This is a genomic window from Corynebacterium provencense (assembly GCA_900049755.1).
In the GTDB taxonomy this organism is placed as follows: domain Bacteria; phylum Actinomycetota; class Actinomycetes; order Mycobacteriales; family Mycobacteriaceae; genus Corynebacterium; species Corynebacterium neomassiliense.
Genome location: LT160592.1, coordinates 762,934 through 779,799, shown reverse-complemented (window position 1 = coordinate 779,799; position 16,866 = coordinate 762,934). Strand labels below are relative to the sequence as shown.

Annotated in this window: 17 protein-coding genes; 11 read left to right on the top strand and 6 right to left on the bottom strand. The window is 66.5% G+C overall.

Annotated elements, in window-relative coordinates; all coding sequences use genetic code 11:
• Nucleotides 1-5: 5 nt before the first annotated feature.
• The 5 genes from rpsD (at nt 6) to BN3906_RS03525 (ending at nt 4,207) form a co-directional block, all read left to right on the top strand.
• Nucleotides 6-611 carry a 30S ribosomal protein S4 gene (gene rpsD / locus BN3906_RS03545; protein WP_066584173.1) on the top strand — a complete coding sequence of 202 codons (606 nt, stop codon included), beginning with the start codon at nt 6-8 and terminating at the stop codon, nt 609-611.
• A gap of 73 nt (nt 612-684) precedes the next feature.
• Entirely contained in the window at nt 685-1,698 is a 1,014-nt protein-coding gene (locus BN3906_RS03540) for a DNA-directed RNA polymerase subunit alpha (RefSeq protein WP_066584172.1), read from the top strand.
• A 102-nt stretch (nt 1,699-1,800) separates the two neighbouring features.
• Complete coding sequence (gene rplQ / locus BN3906_RS03535) at nt 1,801-2,355, top strand: 50S ribosomal protein L17 (protein WP_066584168.1); 555 nt, start codon at nt 1,801-1,803, stop codon at nt 2,353-2,355.
• Nucleotides 2,356-2,459: 104 nt separating this feature from the next.
• Complete coding sequence (locus BN3906_RS03530; protein WP_227871186.1) at nt 2,460-3,278, top strand: hypothetical protein; 819 nt, start codon at nt 2,460-2,462, stop codon at nt 3,276-3,278.
• 86 nt (nt 3,279-3,364) lie between these two features.
• On the top strand, nt 3,365-4,207 hold the full coding sequence (locus BN3906_RS03525) for a tRNA pseudouridine synthase A (RefSeq protein WP_187119882.1): 843 nt from the start codon (nt 3,365-3,367) through the stop codon (nt 4,205-4,207).
• 80 nt (nt 4,208-4,287) lie between these two features.
• Here the strand turns inward: BN3906_RS03525 and BN3906_RS03520 are convergent, their stop codons facing one another.
• Complete coding sequence (locus BN3906_RS03520) at nt 4,288-5,058, bottom strand: helix-turn-helix transcriptional regulator (RefSeq protein ID WP_066584164.1); 771 nt, start codon at nt 5,056-5,058, stop codon at nt 4,288-4,290.
• 270 nt (nt 5,059-5,328) lie between these two features.
• Between BN3906_RS03520 and BN3906_RS14995 the strand changes: the two genes are divergently transcribed.
• Both BN3906_RS14995 and BN3906_RS14990 read left to right on the top strand, forming a co-directional pair.
• Complete coding sequence (locus BN3906_RS14995) at nt 5,329-6,144, top strand: siderophore-interacting protein (RefSeq protein ID WP_261796817.1); 816 nt, start codon at nt 5,329-5,331, stop codon at nt 6,142-6,144.
• A 222-nt stretch (nt 6,145-6,366) separates the two neighbouring features.
• Nucleotides 6,367-7,215 (top strand): methyltransferase, encoded by an 849-nt coding sequence (locus BN3906_RS14990; RefSeq protein ID WP_261796816.1) that lies wholly within the window; start codon nt 6,367-6,369, stop codon nt 7,213-7,215.
• A gap of 15 nt (nt 7,216-7,230) precedes the next feature.
• On the opposite strand, the gene BN3906_RS03510 is transcribed toward BN3906_RS14990, so the two are convergent.
• Nucleotides 7,231-8,238, bottom strand: coding sequence for an arsenic resistance protein (locus tag BN3906_RS03510; RefSeq protein WP_066584162.1), 1,008 nt, complete (start codon nt 8,236-8,238; stop codon nt 7,231-7,233).
• A 44-nt stretch (nt 8,239-8,282) separates the two neighbouring features.
• Complete coding sequence (locus tag BN3906_RS14365; RefSeq protein WP_227871187.1) at nt 8,283-9,068, bottom strand: hypothetical protein; 786 nt, start codon at nt 9,066-9,068, stop codon at nt 8,283-8,285.
• 177 nt (nt 9,069-9,245) lie between these two features.
• Here BN3906_RS14365 and eccB point away from each other — a divergent pair, with 177 nt between their 5' ends.
• Complete coding sequence (eccB, locus tag BN3906_RS03500) at nt 9,246-10,505, top strand: type VII secretion protein EccB (protein WP_066584157.1); 1,260 nt, start codon at nt 9,246-9,248, stop codon at nt 10,503-10,505.
• Here the strand turns inward: eccB and BN3906_RS03495 are convergent.
• The 3 genes from BN3906_RS03495 to BN3906_RS03485 all read right to left on the bottom strand — a co-directional run bounded on the left by BN3906_RS03495 (nt 10,459) and on the right by BN3906_RS03485 (nt 13,219).
• On the bottom strand, nt 10,459-11,601 hold the full coding sequence (locus tag BN3906_RS03495) for a S8 family serine peptidase (RefSeq protein ID WP_261796815.1): 1,143 nt from the start codon (nt 11,599-11,601) through the stop codon (nt 10,459-10,461). The two genes, eccB and BN3906_RS03495, sit on opposite strands and share 47 nt — an antisense overlap.
• A 38-nt stretch (nt 11,602-11,639) precedes the next feature.
• Nucleotides 11,640-11,867, bottom strand: coding sequence for a hypothetical protein (locus BN3906_RS03490; RefSeq protein WP_066584148.1), 228 nt, complete (start codon nt 11,865-11,867; stop codon nt 11,640-11,642).
• Between the two features lie 218 nt (nt 11,868-12,085).
• On the bottom strand, nt 12,086-13,219 hold the full coding sequence (locus BN3906_RS03485; RefSeq protein WP_066584145.1) for an EsaB/YukD family protein: 1,134 nt from the start codon (nt 13,217-13,219) through the stop codon (nt 12,086-12,088).
• A gap of 250 nt (nt 13,220-13,469) precedes the next feature.
• Here BN3906_RS03485 and BN3906_RS03480 point away from each other — a divergent pair, with 250 nt between their 5' ends.
• The 3 genes from BN3906_RS03480 (at nt 13,470) to BN3906_RS03470 (ending at nt 16,747) form a co-directional block, all read left to right on the top strand.
• Nucleotides 13,470-14,585, top strand: a complete 1,116-nt coding sequence (locus tag BN3906_RS03480) for a hypothetical protein (protein ID WP_261796814.1) — start codon at nt 13,470-13,472, stop codon at nt 14,583-14,585.
• A 17-nt stretch (nt 14,586-14,602) separates the two neighbouring features.
• Nucleotides 14,603-16,081, top strand: a complete 1,479-nt coding sequence (locus BN3906_RS03475) for a recombinase family protein (protein ID WP_066585989.1) — start codon at nt 14,603-14,605, stop codon at nt 16,079-16,081.
• 75 nt (nt 16,082-16,156) lie between these two features.
• Nucleotides 16,157-16,747: an antirestriction protein ArdA gene (locus BN3906_RS03470; RefSeq protein WP_066584129.1), complete on the top strand. Its 591-nt coding sequence runs from the start codon at nt 16,157-16,159 to the stop codon at nt 16,745-16,747.
• Nucleotides 16,748-16,866 lie beyond the last annotated feature (119 nt).

The following is a 16,866-nucleotide window of genomic DNA, read 5'->3' as shown; positions in this document are numbered from 1 at the left end:
GAGAAATGGCCCGTTACACCGGTTCCGCAACCCGCAAGTCCCGCCGTCTCCGCGTCGACCTCGTCGGTGGAGACCGCTCCTTCGAGCGTCGCCCGTACCCGCCCGGACAGGCCGGCCGCGGTCGCATCAAGGAGTCCGAGTACCTCACCCAGCTGCAGGAGAAGCAGAAGGCCCGCTTCACCTACGGCGTCATGGAGAAGCAGTTCCGCCGCTACTACGCAGAGGCGAACCGTCGTCCCGGCAAGACCGGTGACAACCTCGTCATCCTGCTGGAGTCCCGGCTGGACAACGTGGTCTACCGTGCGGGGCTGGCGCGTACCCGTCGCCAGGCCCGCCAGCTTGTCTCCCACGGTCACTTCACCGTGAACGGCAAGAAGACCAACGTGCCCTCCTACCAGGTCTCCCAGTACGACATCATCGACGTCCGGGACCGTTCCCGGTCGATGCTGTGGTTCGAGGAGGCCCAGGAGAACCTGCTTGACTCCGTCGTCCCGGCCTGGCTGCAGGTCGTGCCGTCCACCCTGCGCATCCTCGTGCACCAGCTGCCCGAGCGCGCCCAGATCGACGTTCCGCTGCAGGAGCAGCTCATCGTCGAGTTCTACTCCAAGTAAAAGGGACCGTCCGGTTCACCTGTTCACCTCATGCGGCGTCAAATAGCGGACGCCGAGAAGGAGAAGTTCCCCGATGCTGATTTCCCAGCGCCCCCAGCTCACCGAGGAGTACATCAGCCCGTCGCGTTCCAGGTTCGTCATCGAACCTCTGGAGCCCGGCTTCGGCTACACCCTCGGCAACTCGCTGCGCCGTACCCTGCTGTCGTCCATCCCGGGCGCTGCGGTGACCTCCATCCGGATCGAGGGTGTGCTCCACGAGTTCACCACCATCCCGGGTGTCAAGGAGGATGTCTCCGACATCATCCTGAACATCAAGTCCCTGGTTCTGTCCTCGGATTCTGAAGAGCCGGTCACCATGTACATCCGTAAGGAGGGCCTCGGTACCGTCACCGGTGCTGACGTGGTCGTTCCCGCCGGTGTGGAGGTCCACAACCCGGACCTGCACATCGCCACCCTGAACGAGCAGGGCAAGCTGGACATCGAGCTCGTCGTCGAGCGCGGTCGCGGCTACGTCCCGGCCGCCCCGACGACGGGGGAGATCGGCAGGATCCCTGTCGACCAGATCTACTCCCCGGTGCTCAAGGTCAGCTACAAGGTCGAGGCCACCCGTGTCGAACAGCGCACGGACTTCGACAAGCTGGTCATCGACGTCGAGACGAAGAACTCCATCACCGCCCGGGACGCCATGGCGTCCGCCGGCGGAACCCTGGTGGAGCTGTTCGGCCTGGCGCGCGAGCTGAACACCGAGGCTGAAGGTATCGAGATCGGCCCGTCCCCGCAGGAGACGGAGCACATCGCCGCCTACAGCCTGCCCATCGAGGACCTCGACTTCTCCGTCCGCTCGTACAACTGCCTCAAGCGTGAGGACATTCACACGGTCGGTGAGCTTGCCAGCCGTACCGAGTCCGATCTGCTGGACATCCGGAACTTCGGTCAGAAGTCCATCAACGAGGTCAAGGTCAAGCTCGCCGAGCTGGGCCTGGGTCTCAAGGACGCGCCGGAGGGCTTCGACATCAACGATATCGAGGGCTACGACCCGGAGTCCGGTGAGTTCCTGGACACCGAGGGCGAGGACATCGCCGAATAGGGCTGAACCGGGTTCCCCGGAACCTGAAGTAGCTTTCCGCGTCGGTCGGCCCCGCAGGTTGACCGCCGCACAGCGCTCACAAGAAATTCACGAGGAGAAGTTATGCCTACCCCGAAGAAGGGTGCCCGCCTAGGCGGATCTGCTTCCCACCAGAAGAAGATTCTCGCCAACCTGGCAGCTCAGCTCATCGAGCACGGCGCCATCAAGACCACGGACGCCAAGGCCAAGCTGCTGCGCCCGTACGTCGAGAAGATCATCACCAAGGCGAAGAAGGGCACCGTGGCCGACCGCCGCAACGTGCTCAAGCTCATCCCGAACAAGCCGGTTGTCACCTACCTGTTCAATGAGCTCGCCCCGAAGTTCGAAGGTCGTCCCGGTGGCTACACCCGGATCATCAAGCTGGAGAACCGCCGTGGCGACAACGCCCCGGTGAGCCAGATCTCGCTGGTCCTCGAGGAGCTCGCCTCCACCGAGGCAGAGCGTGCGACCAGGGCTGCCGCCAAGACCGCGCCGGTCGAGGACGCTCCCGAGGTTGAGGCTGAGGAGTCCACCGACGCCGACGCCGCCGCCGAGGCCGCCGAGGTCGAGGCTGAGGACGCCGCCGAGACCGCGGAAGCTCCCGCTGAGAACGACGACAAGGTCGAAGAGAAGAAGTGACCCGGTCCGGGGCCTGACCTCAGGCCCGGGCTCCGTGTACGTGTGCGCCCGTCCCCGGATGACCGGGGGCGGGCGCTCGCACGTGCGCTGCTAGAATCGGGACAATGTCCCCGCTGTCTCCGCGGTCAACACTGCACAGTCCCGTCTCGTACCGAACTGCCGGCGTCCTTCTCGTCGTCAGCGGCGTGCTGCTGCTGGTCGGCCAGATTGTGGGGATGCTGCGGTGGCGCGGAATGTTCTCCCTGATGGACAACCGACCCTCTGACCTGGTCGCGTCGACGTGTGGCGTACTCCGGGACTCCTACGGAACACGTTTCGTCTGTAATCCGGTCCACGGGTTCACCGCCCTGACAGTTGTCCTGTCGGGTGTCGCGGTCCTCGTCGCCGCAGCGGTGATGGTTTTCGCGGCCCGCAGGGACGGTGACCGGGGGGTCTACGGAACCTCCGGGCTGCTGGCGTTTTCCGGACTGATGACCTGCGCGTCCGGGGTCGTGACCGTGGACAGGTACCCGGTGGCGCACGATGTCTTCCTGGTCCTGTACCTCCTGTCGGTGTGGGGGGCCATGGAGGTCCTCGTCGATTCGGCGACCCGTCACGCTGAGACGACCGGGGACGCCCACCCGCTGATCTACGGGGCGTATGTTCCGGTCACGCGGGTGATGGAGTTCCTGTCCATTGTCGGTGCGCTGACACTGGTGTTCTCCGGACGCGACGTGATGCCCGGGGCGTTCGAACGGGTCGCCCTGGACACGTTGACCCTGTGGACCGTCGTATTCGGGCTCGGCATGTTCAGTCTGGGCGGGGCCGCCGACCGGGAACGGCTCCGGGTGGTGGAGATGGAGAGGATGCACAGGGAGGCCAGGGCCGGGCAGCCGAGCAGCGCATCACTCGACGGATTCGGGCGGGAGGAGAGCGAACGTTGACATCACGGGACAGCAGTGTTGATCGTGTTGATCGTGTCGATCGTGTTGATCGTGAGAACCGAGTTGAACGCGCAGCCGGCGGAACGGTGAGGGTGCGCCTCGACATCGCCTACGACGGCACCGACTTCCACGGATGGGCCCGTCAGAAAGGCCCACAGGCGGGACTGCGTACGGTCCAGGCTGTCCTGGAGGACAGTCTCTCGATGGTGCTGCGCACCCCGGTCGAACTCGTGGTTGCGGGGAGGACGGACGCCGGCGTGCACGCCGAGGGCCAGGTCGCACATGTCGACGTCCCGGTGTCGTCGTTCGGTCAACGTTCGCTGCAGAGTCCCGGGGACCTGGTGCGGCGGCTGTCGAGAATCCTGCCGGCCGATGTGAGGCTGCACGGGGCTGTGGAGGCGCCGAAGGGTTTCGACGCCAGGTTCTCGGCGCTGCGACGTCACTACCGGTACCGGGTCACCACGTCTCTGACGGGCCCGTCCCCGCTGCGCGTACGGGACACCGCCAGGTGGCGTCACACCGTCGACCTCGGGGCAGTGCAGACGGCGTCCGACATCCTGGTGGGGCTTCACGATTTCGCCGCCTTCTGCCGGTACCGGGAAGGCTCGACGACGGTTCGGGACCTCCAGGAGTTCACCTGGCGGGACGTGTCCAGTGGGACGGAGCCGGAGACCTTCGAGGCGACCGTCGTAGCCGACGCCTTCTGCTGGTCCATGGTGCGCTCCCTGGTCGGCGCGGTGCTGACGGTGGGGGAAGGACGCCGCGACGCGGGGTTCACCGGTGAACTGCTGGGTCAACGCTCGCGCAGCCCGCAGGTGCCGGTGGCTCCGGCGTGCGGGCTGAACCTCGTGGCCGTGGACTACCCCGCGGACGGGGAGCTCGCGGCGCGGGCCCTGGAGACCCGGGTGAAGCGGGAACCGGTGGTGTGAGCGGCACAGCCATGTGAGGTGCCGGACGGGCCCGCCTGACCGGGACCGCCTGACCGGGTCCGCCTGACCGGGACCGACCGTCAGTTTCTGCCGTACCTGCGCAGGTATTCCCCGGTCGTCATGGAATGGTGGGCCTTGAATGCCCGGCAGAATGAGGAGACATCCGCGTAGCCCACCCTGTTGGCGACCGCTGCGAGGGTGCCCCCGGCGCGGAGCAGCTGGGCTGCGGCCGTCAGACGGACCCGCGTCCGCCACTGCCGGATGCTGATTCCCGTCTCTGCCGTGAACTGTCGTTGGACGGTGCGCAGGGAAGTGTGTACAGACTCTGCGAGTTCAGCGAGAGTGCGTTCGTCGCCGGGGTTGAACCTGATCGCCTCGGCGATGGTGCGGGCCGGAGAACTGGTTGGCGTGGGCAGCGAGTCCATGATCTTCGGGGCGTCCTCCAGAAGGGAGAGCACCTGACGGCTGATGTTCGCCCGGGGTCTGATGGCGGTGGTGGTCTGCTGCAGCTGGGCGAGGATGAGCACCTGCAGAACCGGATCGACCGGAACCACCACGGGTCCGGACAACCGTGTCGCCGTCGACGCGACCGGGTAGAAGGTGGGGATCATCGTCGAGTTCGCGTTCACGTGGACCGAGTGAAGGACGCCGGCAGGCAGCCAGAGCGCATGTCCCGCGGTGAGCTGCCGGTGCTCGGCTGTGCTGTCCGTCGGTGTCCGGAGACGGAAGTCGGACTCTCCCCGGACCTGCCAGAGCAGCAGGTGCTCCCCGGTGTGCACGCGCTCAGCCAGATCGGTGGAGGGAATGTGGACGAGCGCCGCGGCGGTGTCCGCCGACCGGGGAAGTGGCATCGGTGAAATCCTGTGGTCGAGGTGTGGTGGTCATTGTCGACAGACGTGGCGGGAACAGTGGATGTCACTTTACGCACACCCGTCACAGTTCCTGCTGACTAACCTACTCTGTCAGTCCGGGTGCCGGAACAACGGCGTGAAGCTACTGGTAAACCACGGTGAGCGTACTCCCCGGCGTTGACCGGCGGTACGTGGACGCGGCCGGAACGGCGTTCACGGAAAGCGACAGCTGCCCCGGCAGAAGCCCTTGACAGTGAAGGACAGTGACACATGCCACGCTCCCTGCGCCCCATGACGATCCACCCGATCACCACGCGCACTCTCGAGGTGCTGCGCGTCGCCGACGTGACACCCGGGATGCGACGGATCACCCTCGGCGGCCCCGGGCTCAGGGCACACACCGCAGCCAACGGGTACCCCGTCGAAGAGATCCACTGCGACGGATTCGACGACCACTGCAAGTTCATTCTCAGACACCCCGACCTTCCCGCGGACGCCCCGACACCAGCCCCCACACAGGCAGACGGCGTCCTCAACTGGCCCACCGACGAGCTGGCGGTGAACCGGAGCTACACGATCCGGAAGTGGCGTCCCGATGCCGGTGACCACGGTGAGATCGACGTGGACTTCGTCCGGCACGGTGTCGGTCCAGCTACCCGGTGGGCGTACACCGTGCAACCCGGGGAACGGATCCAGATTGCCGGCCCCAAAGCGTGCGCACTGCAGCCTGAAGGAGCTGACTGGCTGCTCATCGGCGGTGACGAGACAGCTCTGCCCGCCATCGGGAGATGGCTCGAGGAGATGTCCCCCGACACCCGCGGACAGGTGTTCATCGAAGTGGACCGGGACGACCACATCCAGGACCTGGATCACCCGGTCGGGGTGGAGGTCACCTGGCTGCCCCGCAACGGGGCAGAAGCCGGGACCACCACGGCGCTCTACGACGCCATCACCGGTTGCGAATGGTGGGACGGCAGAGTCTTCGCCTGGGTGGCGGCCGAAACCCTCACACTCGTGCCTATCCGTCGCTGGCTGAGACGGGAGAAGAGTCTGCCGCGTGAGCAGGTGGACATTTCCGGCTACTGACGGCGGGAAGAGGTCGTCGACGACACCGCCGAGAACTCCGCAGAGAAGTTCCACGAACTCACCGAGATTTTCCCGGGAATCGCTGTCCGTGTCGCCGCCACACTCGGACTCGGCCCCGCACTCGCATCCGGGGACCGGACTCTGCCGGAACTCGTCGACGCCACAGGTGCCGACCCGGTCGGTCTGGGAAAGCTGCTCAGGTACCTCAGCTCACTGGACCTCGTGGAGGCTGTCGGTCCGGACGAACCTGCGGAGACTCCGGCGTCCCCCGGCCCCGCTTCCGCTTCCGGTCCTGCGGGCAGAAGCTACCGGCTGACCCGCGCCGGGGCGGCCCTCGACGATGACACCCTCATCGACCGGCTCAGACTCGGGGGAGTCCATTCCCGCAGAGAGGCAGGCCTGCTGGCGCTGCCCGCAGCGGTCAGAACCGGAACCGGTGACTATCCCCGTTGGTTCGGCACGGAATTCCACGAACTGCTGCAGTCCACCCCGGAACTGCTCAACGAGCAGATGACCGCAGAATCCGAGGACAGTTCCTGGTCGACCTCCCCCCTCGCGGAAGAACCCGTGTTCGGGGACATCCGCACCCTGCGTGTCACCGGCAGGGCAGCCGTCGACGTCGCCGGAGCGCTCACCCGCCGACATCCGGAACTGGAGGTGGTCGTGCTCGCAACACCGGCCGAGATCAGTTCAGCATCCGCCGTCAGGCCCGACCTTGACGCCGATGACCGGATCACCTTCGAGCCGGGAAGTCCGCTCAGTCCGCCGTCCCGCCGGGTCGACGCCACCCTCATCACCGGCGGCCTGTCCCGATATCCTGACGCCGATGCAGTGCACATCCTCAGTCGGGCGGCCGGCACCAGTGCGACAGTGCTGCTGTTCGGCAGAGTTCTCGATGAACGGCTCGCGCACGACCACGACTATGAGGAGGATCTCCTTGACTTCACCCTCTACGGTGGAGGCTCACGGACCGATGCGGCACACCGTGTCCTCTTCGGTCAGGCAGGCCTGGACGTTGTAGGACAGTCCACCGTCGGATGGGGTCTCACCCTCTACCACCTCGCACCGTAGACACCTCCAGCAAACCTACCTGACCAGCAGCGGGACCACGCGGACCATCACCACCATCACCACCAGTTCGACCAGGGTCTGGGTGACCACCACCAGAGGCGCAGCAGAGAACACCGGCGGCAACGTCAGCGCCGTGGGCAGGACCACCAGAGAATTACGGGTCACCGCCGTGAACACCACGGCCCTCCGCGACGCCACACCCAACCCCGCAACCCTGCCCACCATCGCGCCGATGACGGGCATCACCGCCGAAAATGCCACGAAAACCGGGATGACCGCCGCCAGTTCCCGCCAGTGGGCGAGGACGGCGCCGATCTGGGACGCCACAACCACCGCCAGGGTCAGCATCATCAACGGCACAGTCAGCACCCCGCACGCCTCTGAAATGCAGTGACCTGCCCTGCCCGGACCACTCGGCCTCGCAGCCAGCCACTGGGTTGCCGCAGCAGCAGTCATCGGCACCACTATCAACCACAGGAACGCCGAGATGAACGGACCGGGATCCAGCGCTTCCACCACCTCTGGACCGGTGAACAGCCCCAGCAGCACCGGAAGCAGCAGCATCTGTGTGAGCATCAGCAGGGGAGTGGCGGTCAGCAACCGGTCAGCGGCTCCTCCCGCCAGTCCCGTGAAAACGATGACGTAGTCGACGCACGGCGCCAGCAGCACCAGGTGGACACCCACGACAAGGGCGACGTGGTCGACGTGGTCGACATGGTCGATGCCCGTTTCTGTCCAGGAGAGGGGCCGGGTCAGGAGCCACACCACCGGTGGGACACACAGGAAATTGACTGCCGTGACCGCACACAGGAACCGCAGATCCCGGACAGCCGCCCCCAGTCTGCCGAAAGGTACAGCAAGAAAAGTGGTGAACAGCAGCAGCCCCAGTACCGGCTCCACGACGAGTCCGGCGGCCTCCGGAACTCCCGGTGAGATCAACCCTGCTGCAGCGCCGACAGTCAGGGCGGTCAGGTACAGGCCGACCTGACGGCGCTCCATCGTGGTCGACAGGGAGGTCAGCATGGGGTCACAGTCTATGGGGCAGGGAGTGTGTCTGCAGCAGGCACTCAGAACAACGGAAGTGGCCGGAACCCGGTCACCCGGTGCCCGCAACGCAGTTCCCCGACGTCCACGTCGACAACGACGTCCGCGTACACCCCCACAGGGACGGTCGGTGAGGGTGCCAGGACTACCCTGCACGACTGGGGATGCCAGGCGTCCCTCCACCGGGAGACCAGATCGTCGACACGCTGCCCGGTACCGTCTACAACGGTCACGTCACCGCCCTCACAGCGTCCCGTGGCGGGAAGTGTCTCCACCAGCCCCGGGCCTCCCTCACCGCAGATCACAACCGTGGACCCCGGTGGAAGATTGACGGTCACCGGGATCCCGCCACCGTCGGTCCCCACCATCCACCCCGGCAGCGGATCAGCGACGACGGTCCCGGACACCACCTGCGCAGCCGCCGGCAGCACCGGAATCTCCCTGGCGAGCAGACCACATCCCGCCGCCGCCCACGGCATGAGCGCCCCGCCCGGCCCGGAAACCCCGACCAGACAACGCGTTGACGGGCGTCCCAACGCCGCCAGTCCCGCATACGTCCGCTGCACCGGCCCCACCGGCCGGGGAGGAGGAGCCGTCGCCAGGACAGGACGCGACTCCGACCGCATCCCCGCTGACAACCTGTCGACAAGCGACCGGTCAATGCTCACCGGTCCGCGCGCCCCCCACAGCGACACATGGGGCGGATGCACATGGAACCACACCGGACGTGCCTCCGCGGTTGTTGCGGCGTCCTGCACTCTCCTGTACCCCTGACCCGCCAGCACACCTGTACCGACCGCAGCTGTCACGGCTGTCACCGTACCCAACACCCCTGCACCCCTTCCCCCGAGGCAGTCCCCGGCAGGCCTCCCCTGAAAGCCTCCCCTGATGTATCTTTCAGATCAGAATGTACATGACGATGTGCCGCAGTGTCAGGGGGTGGTGCGTCAGGGGATCACCGGGGACCCGCCGGGGGGAGAACACACATGAGAACAACAGGTCTGCAGGTGTCCGGATACTCGTTCATCCTGCGTCGCACCGAACTTGCACTGGTCACCGGAGACCCACGAATGGCGCATGACCCGCTGCGAACCCAGCGCCGTGCGACCGGGGTCGGAGTCCTGCTCGCACTCCTGGTCGCAGGCGGTGTGGCGCTCACGGCTCTGCTGCGTCCCGCACCCTCGGTCGGAGACGCTCTCCTGGTCACAGATGAGACCGGAACCCTGCATGTCCGGCTCGGGGAGAGATTCCACCCGGTCACCAACGTAGCCTCCGCACGTCTGCTGCTCGGTTCCGCGGAGAACGTGGACAAGGCCACCGCATCGGAACTGGCAGATCTGCCGGCCGGTCCCCCGGTCGGTATCCCCGATGTACCGGGCCTGTCACCGGTGCCCGGAGGATCCGCCACAGACTGGTTCTACTGTGCAGACACCGTCGTAGCCACGGACGCCTCGGTCGATGCCGGACCCCAGATCCTCGTCGCACCGTCCGGGTGGTGGTTGGCCGTCGACGGACGACGGATGCTGATCCCTGACAAGGGGGACACCGTGGCGCGTGCGTTCGGCGCAGTACCGGTGGAGACCGCGGACACTGTCGTCGCCGTACTGGACAGGGGACCCGACGTTGTCCTTCCCGCGGGGCCCGCGGGCGCGGATCCGGCCGCCCAGGATACCCCGTTCGCCCCCGGCACCCTGGTCACCGCCGGAGACCGTGCCTTTGTCGCCACCGCCGGCGGAATGGCTGAGGTCAACGGGGCGCGCCGGGCGGTCGCCGAAGCCCTGTCACCGTCGCCTCCGGTGGCATCAGACCTCGGTACGGTGCTGAGACTCCCGGGTGCCCGGGCGCTCGAACATGTCCCGGCCGGGCTCGTGTTCCGGCAGGTGGGCGAGGTCTGTGCAGGTGTGCGCCTCGTGGAGAGACCGTCCCTGGGAGAATCCCGTGCGGAGCATTCCGCCGGCACCGGTTCCGGCACCGGACTGTACGACGGGCCCCGCGGCACCGTGGCACTTGCCACCGAGCGGGGATTCGCACTGGTCAGTGCATCAGGAATCCGGTATTCGGTGCCTTCGCAGGAAGAACTGGACGCTCTCGGTGTTCTCGGCGACGGGGAGCTACCTGTGGTCGTGCCCTGGAGAGTCATCGACGCCCTGCCGGACGGAGGGGAACTGTCAGCCGCACGCGCGGGGCACGGACTGAACTTCACCGTGTACGCATGTCCGGTACCGCGCGGGGACGCCGGCGGATGACGGTTCCCACCACAATGGCTGAGACCAGCAGTGCGAGCGTGGTGGGAACCCGCGGATCACGCAGGTGAGGGGGAGTCGTCGCCGGCATCGTGGCAGGCACAGCGGGAGCAGGTCGTGCATCCCCGTCTGTCCGGACCGGTTCCCCGGCGGATGCTGCGGTCACCGCAGCAGACGGATCGACCACGGGCACCGGGCCCGGACTGGCGGACTCCACCAGCAGAGTTCTGACCTGTTGCGGGGTCAGCTCCGGCCGGACCTGCCACACCAGCGCAGCTGTGGCGGCCACCACCGGAGCGGCGAAACTCGTGCCGATGAACGGTTCAGGGTCGCCTACCACTGTCACGGTCCTGCCGCCGGTGTCCAGGACCGTGGAAACGGGACCGCCGGGCGCAGCGATCTCCACCCAGGGGCCCGGGAGTGAATACTCCGCGGTGCGGCGTCCCCTCCCCAGATCATCCAGGGTCGCCGGATCCGGGTGCCGCATCTCGACCCCGCCCACAGCCAGGACCCCCGGGAGAGAGGCAGGGAAGGGTTGCTGGTCTGCACCGCACTGTCCGGAGTTCCCCGCTGCGGCGACAACCAGAAGTCCCGCATTCTCCGCGTCGGCGACCGCCCGACGCAGTTCCGCGGTGTCCTGACAGGCAACCAGCGACATGTTGACGACCCGCACGCGGGGAGAACCGGGTGCACCGGGACCTCCGGAATTCGCTACAGCGCGGTCAAGTGCGTCGACGAGCCCAGCCACGGTACCGCCACCATGGTCGGTGAGCTGGCGGTGCGACACAACGAGCGAGTCCGGAGCGACCGACCTTATGACCCCCGCCACTGCTGTGCCGTGGAGTACGCAGTGGTCCAGGTCCCCCGACCCTTCCCGGCCGTCACCGGCCACCACCCCCGGGGAGGACGCCCCGGTGTCCACCACCGCCACCGCCACCCCGGCACCGGTGGCCCGGTCGTGGGGGAGGGGGACGTCCACCGGCAGAGTGCCGCCTTCGGCGGCGACCGCACACCGGACAGACTGGGGATTCGCCGTCGGCACCACTGCCAGAGAGGTGACCACGGTCAGGGCGAGGGCGACAGCACCGACCGGGGGCACTCCCGAGACACAGGATCGGCGGCTCCGCCGGCCCCTGGTCATCCGAGCCCCCTGACCAGACCGAAGACTCCGGTCGTCGAGATGAGCAGGGGTACGGCCACAGCAAAGGCGACCGTCTCCACGACATCGGTGACCCGGCCGACAAGAGGGGACCGGACCCGGATCAGGGGAAGCACCACAGGAAGTGGCGCCAGCACCGGCCACAGACCCGGGCAGTGCATCAACGTCCAGCTGAACACCAGCGTGGCGGTGAGCGTCACGGACACGGCGTGGACCTGTCCCTTTTACACATTTTGACCTTTATAATAGATAAGGCCGGGACCGCGCGGGGGCGCCCGCGGGGGAAGGGTTCCCCCACAAAGGCTGAGAACAGCAGGGCGCGTGGGGGGGGGGCCACGGGAAAGGCCGCGGCCGGGCGGATGGGGGCAGTGCGGGGTGCCCGGGTCATGCGGGAGGGGGACACTGTGCCCTGTCTCTTACACACTTAGAGTTGTAAACGCGCGGACAGTCCGGCGGCAGCGACGGCCAGACCGCCCGCCACTGTCTGCCAGTCCGGACGCGAGCCCGGCGGTATCAACTGGAACACGCCGGCACAGATCACGGTGCATGCCGCCAGGACAAGCGCGGCGTGGGTGGTCAGGGCGGACGCCGTGGTGGGGTGTCCGTCATTCCCCGGTCCACCCTCTTCCACGGCCTGGCCGTGGCGTCCACCGGATCTGCCGGATCTGTCGGATCTGTCGTGGATCCCGTGTCGGCCAGCTTCGCCGTGGCCTCCGGGCCCAGCCTTCACTGACCCAGCCTGTACTGGCCCAGCCTGTTCTGACCCAGCCTGTTCTGACCCGTGGAACAGTCCGGTCGCCGGTATGCGTGGCAGGGGAACCCCTGCCACGCCCAGGGCGAGCTGTCCGGAGAACACGAGGACGACCATCCCGGCCAACACAGTCACCCCCGGCCAGAAGTTGACCGCGGCCGCCAGGGCCAGACACACCGTGAACACCCGCTCCGGCCCGGACCGCCACACCGCGCATGCCGCGAGAACACACCCGGTGAGCACATTGACCTGCAGCCCGCTCCCGAAGGCCAGCAGTGCAGCGACGGGGGTCAGACGACGGTCGTGCAGACTGCACGCCGCCACCGCCACCGCGGCAAAGACGGTGAAGACCGTACAGACCGTGGCAGTGACACCCCCGGGATCGCCGGTACCGTCGAAGACGGACCGGGCGCGTTCAGTGACCTCCAGAGGGTGCCACGCCGGCGTCCCCGCCCAGAGCGGTGGCAGGGCTACCGTCAACCCGGCCGCGGCCACGGCAGCCACATGTACCGCGGGGCTGGGAGGAATGACAGTGCTCAGCTGTTCCACCGTGTCCGGTGGAGGTGCAGGAACAGCGTCCCGCGTCAGTTCGAGACGTTCCCCGGGTCTGACCCCCGCCTCCCCCAGACCGAGCTCCGGTCTGAGCACCCCTCCCGGACCGACGAGCCGCCAGTGCTCCCCGGGCAGTGCGTCCACCAGGTGCGGCAGTAGTTCGGCGACCGGGAGAACGTCGGAGACCGTGGCCTCCACGACCCGTCCCCGTGCGTCCCCTCCGTCGGTGACAACTGTGATGCTGACTGCGATCATCCGTGATATTCCCCCTGAACTGTCCGCGACGTGTACCGCGGTACGGACTTCCGCGTCCCCTTCTCCCGACCCCCTGCGGTGATCCGCTGCGGCCCCCGTGACGCGACGTACGACGACGAGTGTAGGCGAGCCGGCCCTTACCGTACAGCCGTTTTTCCGGTACAGTTCCGGTCAGAAGTTCGTCGGGGGGCTGCGCGAGGGGTGCAGGGGACCGTCCGGCGACGGGGATCTGTGACAAGGGGGAACACAGGTGCAGACCCAGCCACCACCGTCCCTGCCGAAGAGCCGGCAGCCTTTCCTCCGCGTACTCATGCCTGCGGTGATGCTTGTCGCCGTGCTGGGCATGGTCGCGGCGATGGTGCTGTCTGGCATGGCGAGGAATCCGACCACATTCCTTTTCCCGTTGATGCTCGTGGGGAGCATGTTGATGATGTTCCAACCGGGCGGTCAGGATGTCGACGAGACCCGTCGCAGCTACCACCGTCATCTTGACGCTCTCTCCGACGGGCTCCGACGCTCCAGGAGAGAACAGGTGGAGCAGGCACTCGCCAGGCACCCCCACCCTGGGGCCCTCTGGACCTTCGTCACAGGGGACGACGAGAGGATCAACGGGACGGACCGGGAGCCGGGGGTCGTGCGCATCGGGACAGCGGTCCAGGCTCCGGACGACCCGCTCGACATTCCTGTGGACACCCCGCCCGAGGACCTTGAACCTGTGTGCGCGATGTCCCTGAGAGACCTGGCGATCCGCCATGCCACCGTCGAGGCTCCGGTCGCCGTCGACCTGCGCGAGTTTCCTGTGGTGGCGGTCACCGGTAAGGACGCGTCCGGGCTGGTCAGGGCAGTGCAGGGTGCACTGGTCATGCAGGACGAGGACACTGTGACTGTCACAGGTCCGCACGACCGCTGGTTGCCGCACCATGGTCCGTTGTCCGTCTGCTTCCTGCACGGTGGACCGCCGGCCACGCCGGTGGGACAGAACAAGGACACTGCCGCCGGCAGAGAAGTGGGGTGCGCCGTCGTAGCCCACCCCGACCGGGCGACCGAGGACGCTGCCCGCGACGGGGGTCTGCTTCTCCGCGCCGAGGACGGGGTGCTGTCTGCATGGACAGTCGACGGGTGGCGTCCTTTCGCCGTCGCCGACAGTCTCAGCGATGTGGAACTGGCGGCGTTGTGCAGGTCCCGGTGCCGTCACCGGCAGGAGAGGTCGCTGCTCGACCTGCCCGGAGGAGAGCTACGGGCACCGGTCGGTACGTCGGGAGGTGCCCCGGTCTACCTCGACATCAGGGAAGCCGCGAAAGGCGGGATCGGCCCCCACGGACTGTGTATCGGCGCCACCGGGTCGGGGAATTTTGAACCAGGGTAGTGGGTACGATGGGGTGTATGACCGACTCACCGCACCCCCGTGCCGCCATCTACGCACGTATCTCGTTGGACAAGAAAGAGGAGGCGGGCGTAAAGCGCCAGGTTCACCTATGCACCAAGCTCGCTGAAGCCGACGAGGCTGTGATCATCCCCGACGGCAAGTTCGTCGACAACAACATCTCCGCCTTCTCCGGTTCCCGCCGACCTGAATACGAGCGCCTGCTCCAGACCATCGAGGCTGGTGACATCGACACTGTCTATGTCTACGCCTTAGACCGACTCGCGAGACGGACAAAAGATACGCTCACACTCTTCGAGCTCTGCGAGCACCATGGCGTGAAGGTGAAAGCCACGCGCGGCTACAGTATCGACCCTTCCGACCCGACCTCCCGGCTGGTCATCGTCATCCTTGGGCTCATTGCCGAGCAAGAAAGTATCGACCGTGCAGCGCGAATCAGGTCAGCCTACGAGGACCGTGCCCGCACAGGCCGACCGAAGACCGGTGGCCGACGCATGTTCGGCTACGAGGCAGACGCGGTGACCATCGTGCCCGCCGAAGCCGAGGCGCTCCAGGAGGCCGCGCGCATGGTCGTGAGTGGCAAGACACTCCGCGAGGCTGCGCGCATGATTAACTCGCGCGGTCTGACTACGACGCTTGGCGCACCCATGAGCGCCTACACCCTGCGTGACCTGCTGTTGAATCCCCGCGCCAACGGCAAGTCCACCTTCAACCCAACTGACCCCGAAACCGGCTACCGACTGGTCAAAGACCGCCAGGTTGTTGGTAGGGGCTCCTGGCCTGCCATCATCGATGATGAGTTGTTCGCCCAGGTAGGCGCTGTCCTTAACGATCCCTCTCGGCGTACCGCTCACGCCGGGGCCGCTCCCACCAAGTTTCTCTCTGGCGTGCTCAAGTGCTCTTGCGGAGCGCCGATGTATCACCGCACACGGGCGCGGAAAGGTGGCCGAGCGCACTACTACGCGTGCAAGCGCGAGGTCGCCGGAGCCACCCACACGTCGGTCACCGACGACGTAGACGACTTCATTGAGAAGGTCGTCTTTGCCCGCATGGCCAAGCCGGACGCTTTCGACGTCCTCCGTGTCGCTTTGTGTCCGGACGACAGCGACGAGACCGGCGATAGGCTTCAGGAACTGGTGGCCCGACGAGCCGCACTACTTGCCCGCAGGGAGGAGCTGGAACAGCACGTCGTCGACGGAGCTATGGACACGTCTGCCTTCGTGAGGCTTGAGAACAAGTTCAGCCAGCAGATCGAGGCTGTCGACGTCGAGGTCCAGGAACTGACGATGCCGACCACGGCTGACCCCATCCTGGCGGACATCGCCGACGCTGTGGACTTTCCCGCATGGTGGGTGGGGGCTTCGATCGAGGACCAGCGGCGCCTCGTTCATCTGCTGATGGCGATCCACATTACGCGTGGCACGCCTGGGGCAAAATCTTTCGAGCCGGAGCGCGTGAAAGTGGTCTGGAAGTCGTAGATCACCGTACAGAAGCGGCAGAGCCGCATCCGGGGACAGAAGTGACCTACACCCACTCACAAGAGAGGCCGTCCCATGTCCCTGCCCACGACCACCCCCTCCATCCACACTCACGCCCCGCGCGTGTGGGCTGGGTGTCTGCACTGCTACAACTCCGGCCGCCTGGTCGGTGCCTGGTACGACGCTGCCGACATCGCCGACGCCCCGCACGTCTTCGACGTCGAGCGCATCCACCGCGACGGTGGGTACCTGAGCACACCCGAGTGCGAGGAACTCTGGTGCTTCGACATCGACAACATGCCCACAAGCGGGGAGATGGACCTGCTCGAAGCCACCCGATGGGGTGAGGTTTACATCGAGTTGGACGCTGAACACCTGTGGCCCGCCCTGTGCGCCTGGGTGACGACCGGGATGTACACCGAAGACAGTCATGGCACACCCTGCGTCTCCGACTTCATGGAGGCCTACAGCGGCCACTGGGATACGTGGGAGGACTTCGCCTATGACCTCATCGACCAGACCATCGACATGAGCGGATGGGACGAGCTGGCACAGAGGTACTTCGACTACGCTGGCTTCGTGCGCGACCTTAAGCACGACTTCTCGGTCGAGGGCTCCGAACGCTTCAGCGGTGAGTTCGGCGTTTACATTTTCCGCAATTACTGATAGAAATAGCTCTGCAATCGACACATGTGCGCTTAAGCCCTACCTGCCACTCATGGCAGGTAGGGCTTATTTTTTCAGCGTATGGAGAACGCCGTGGGAGCCACTGTTGCTCGGGGGGA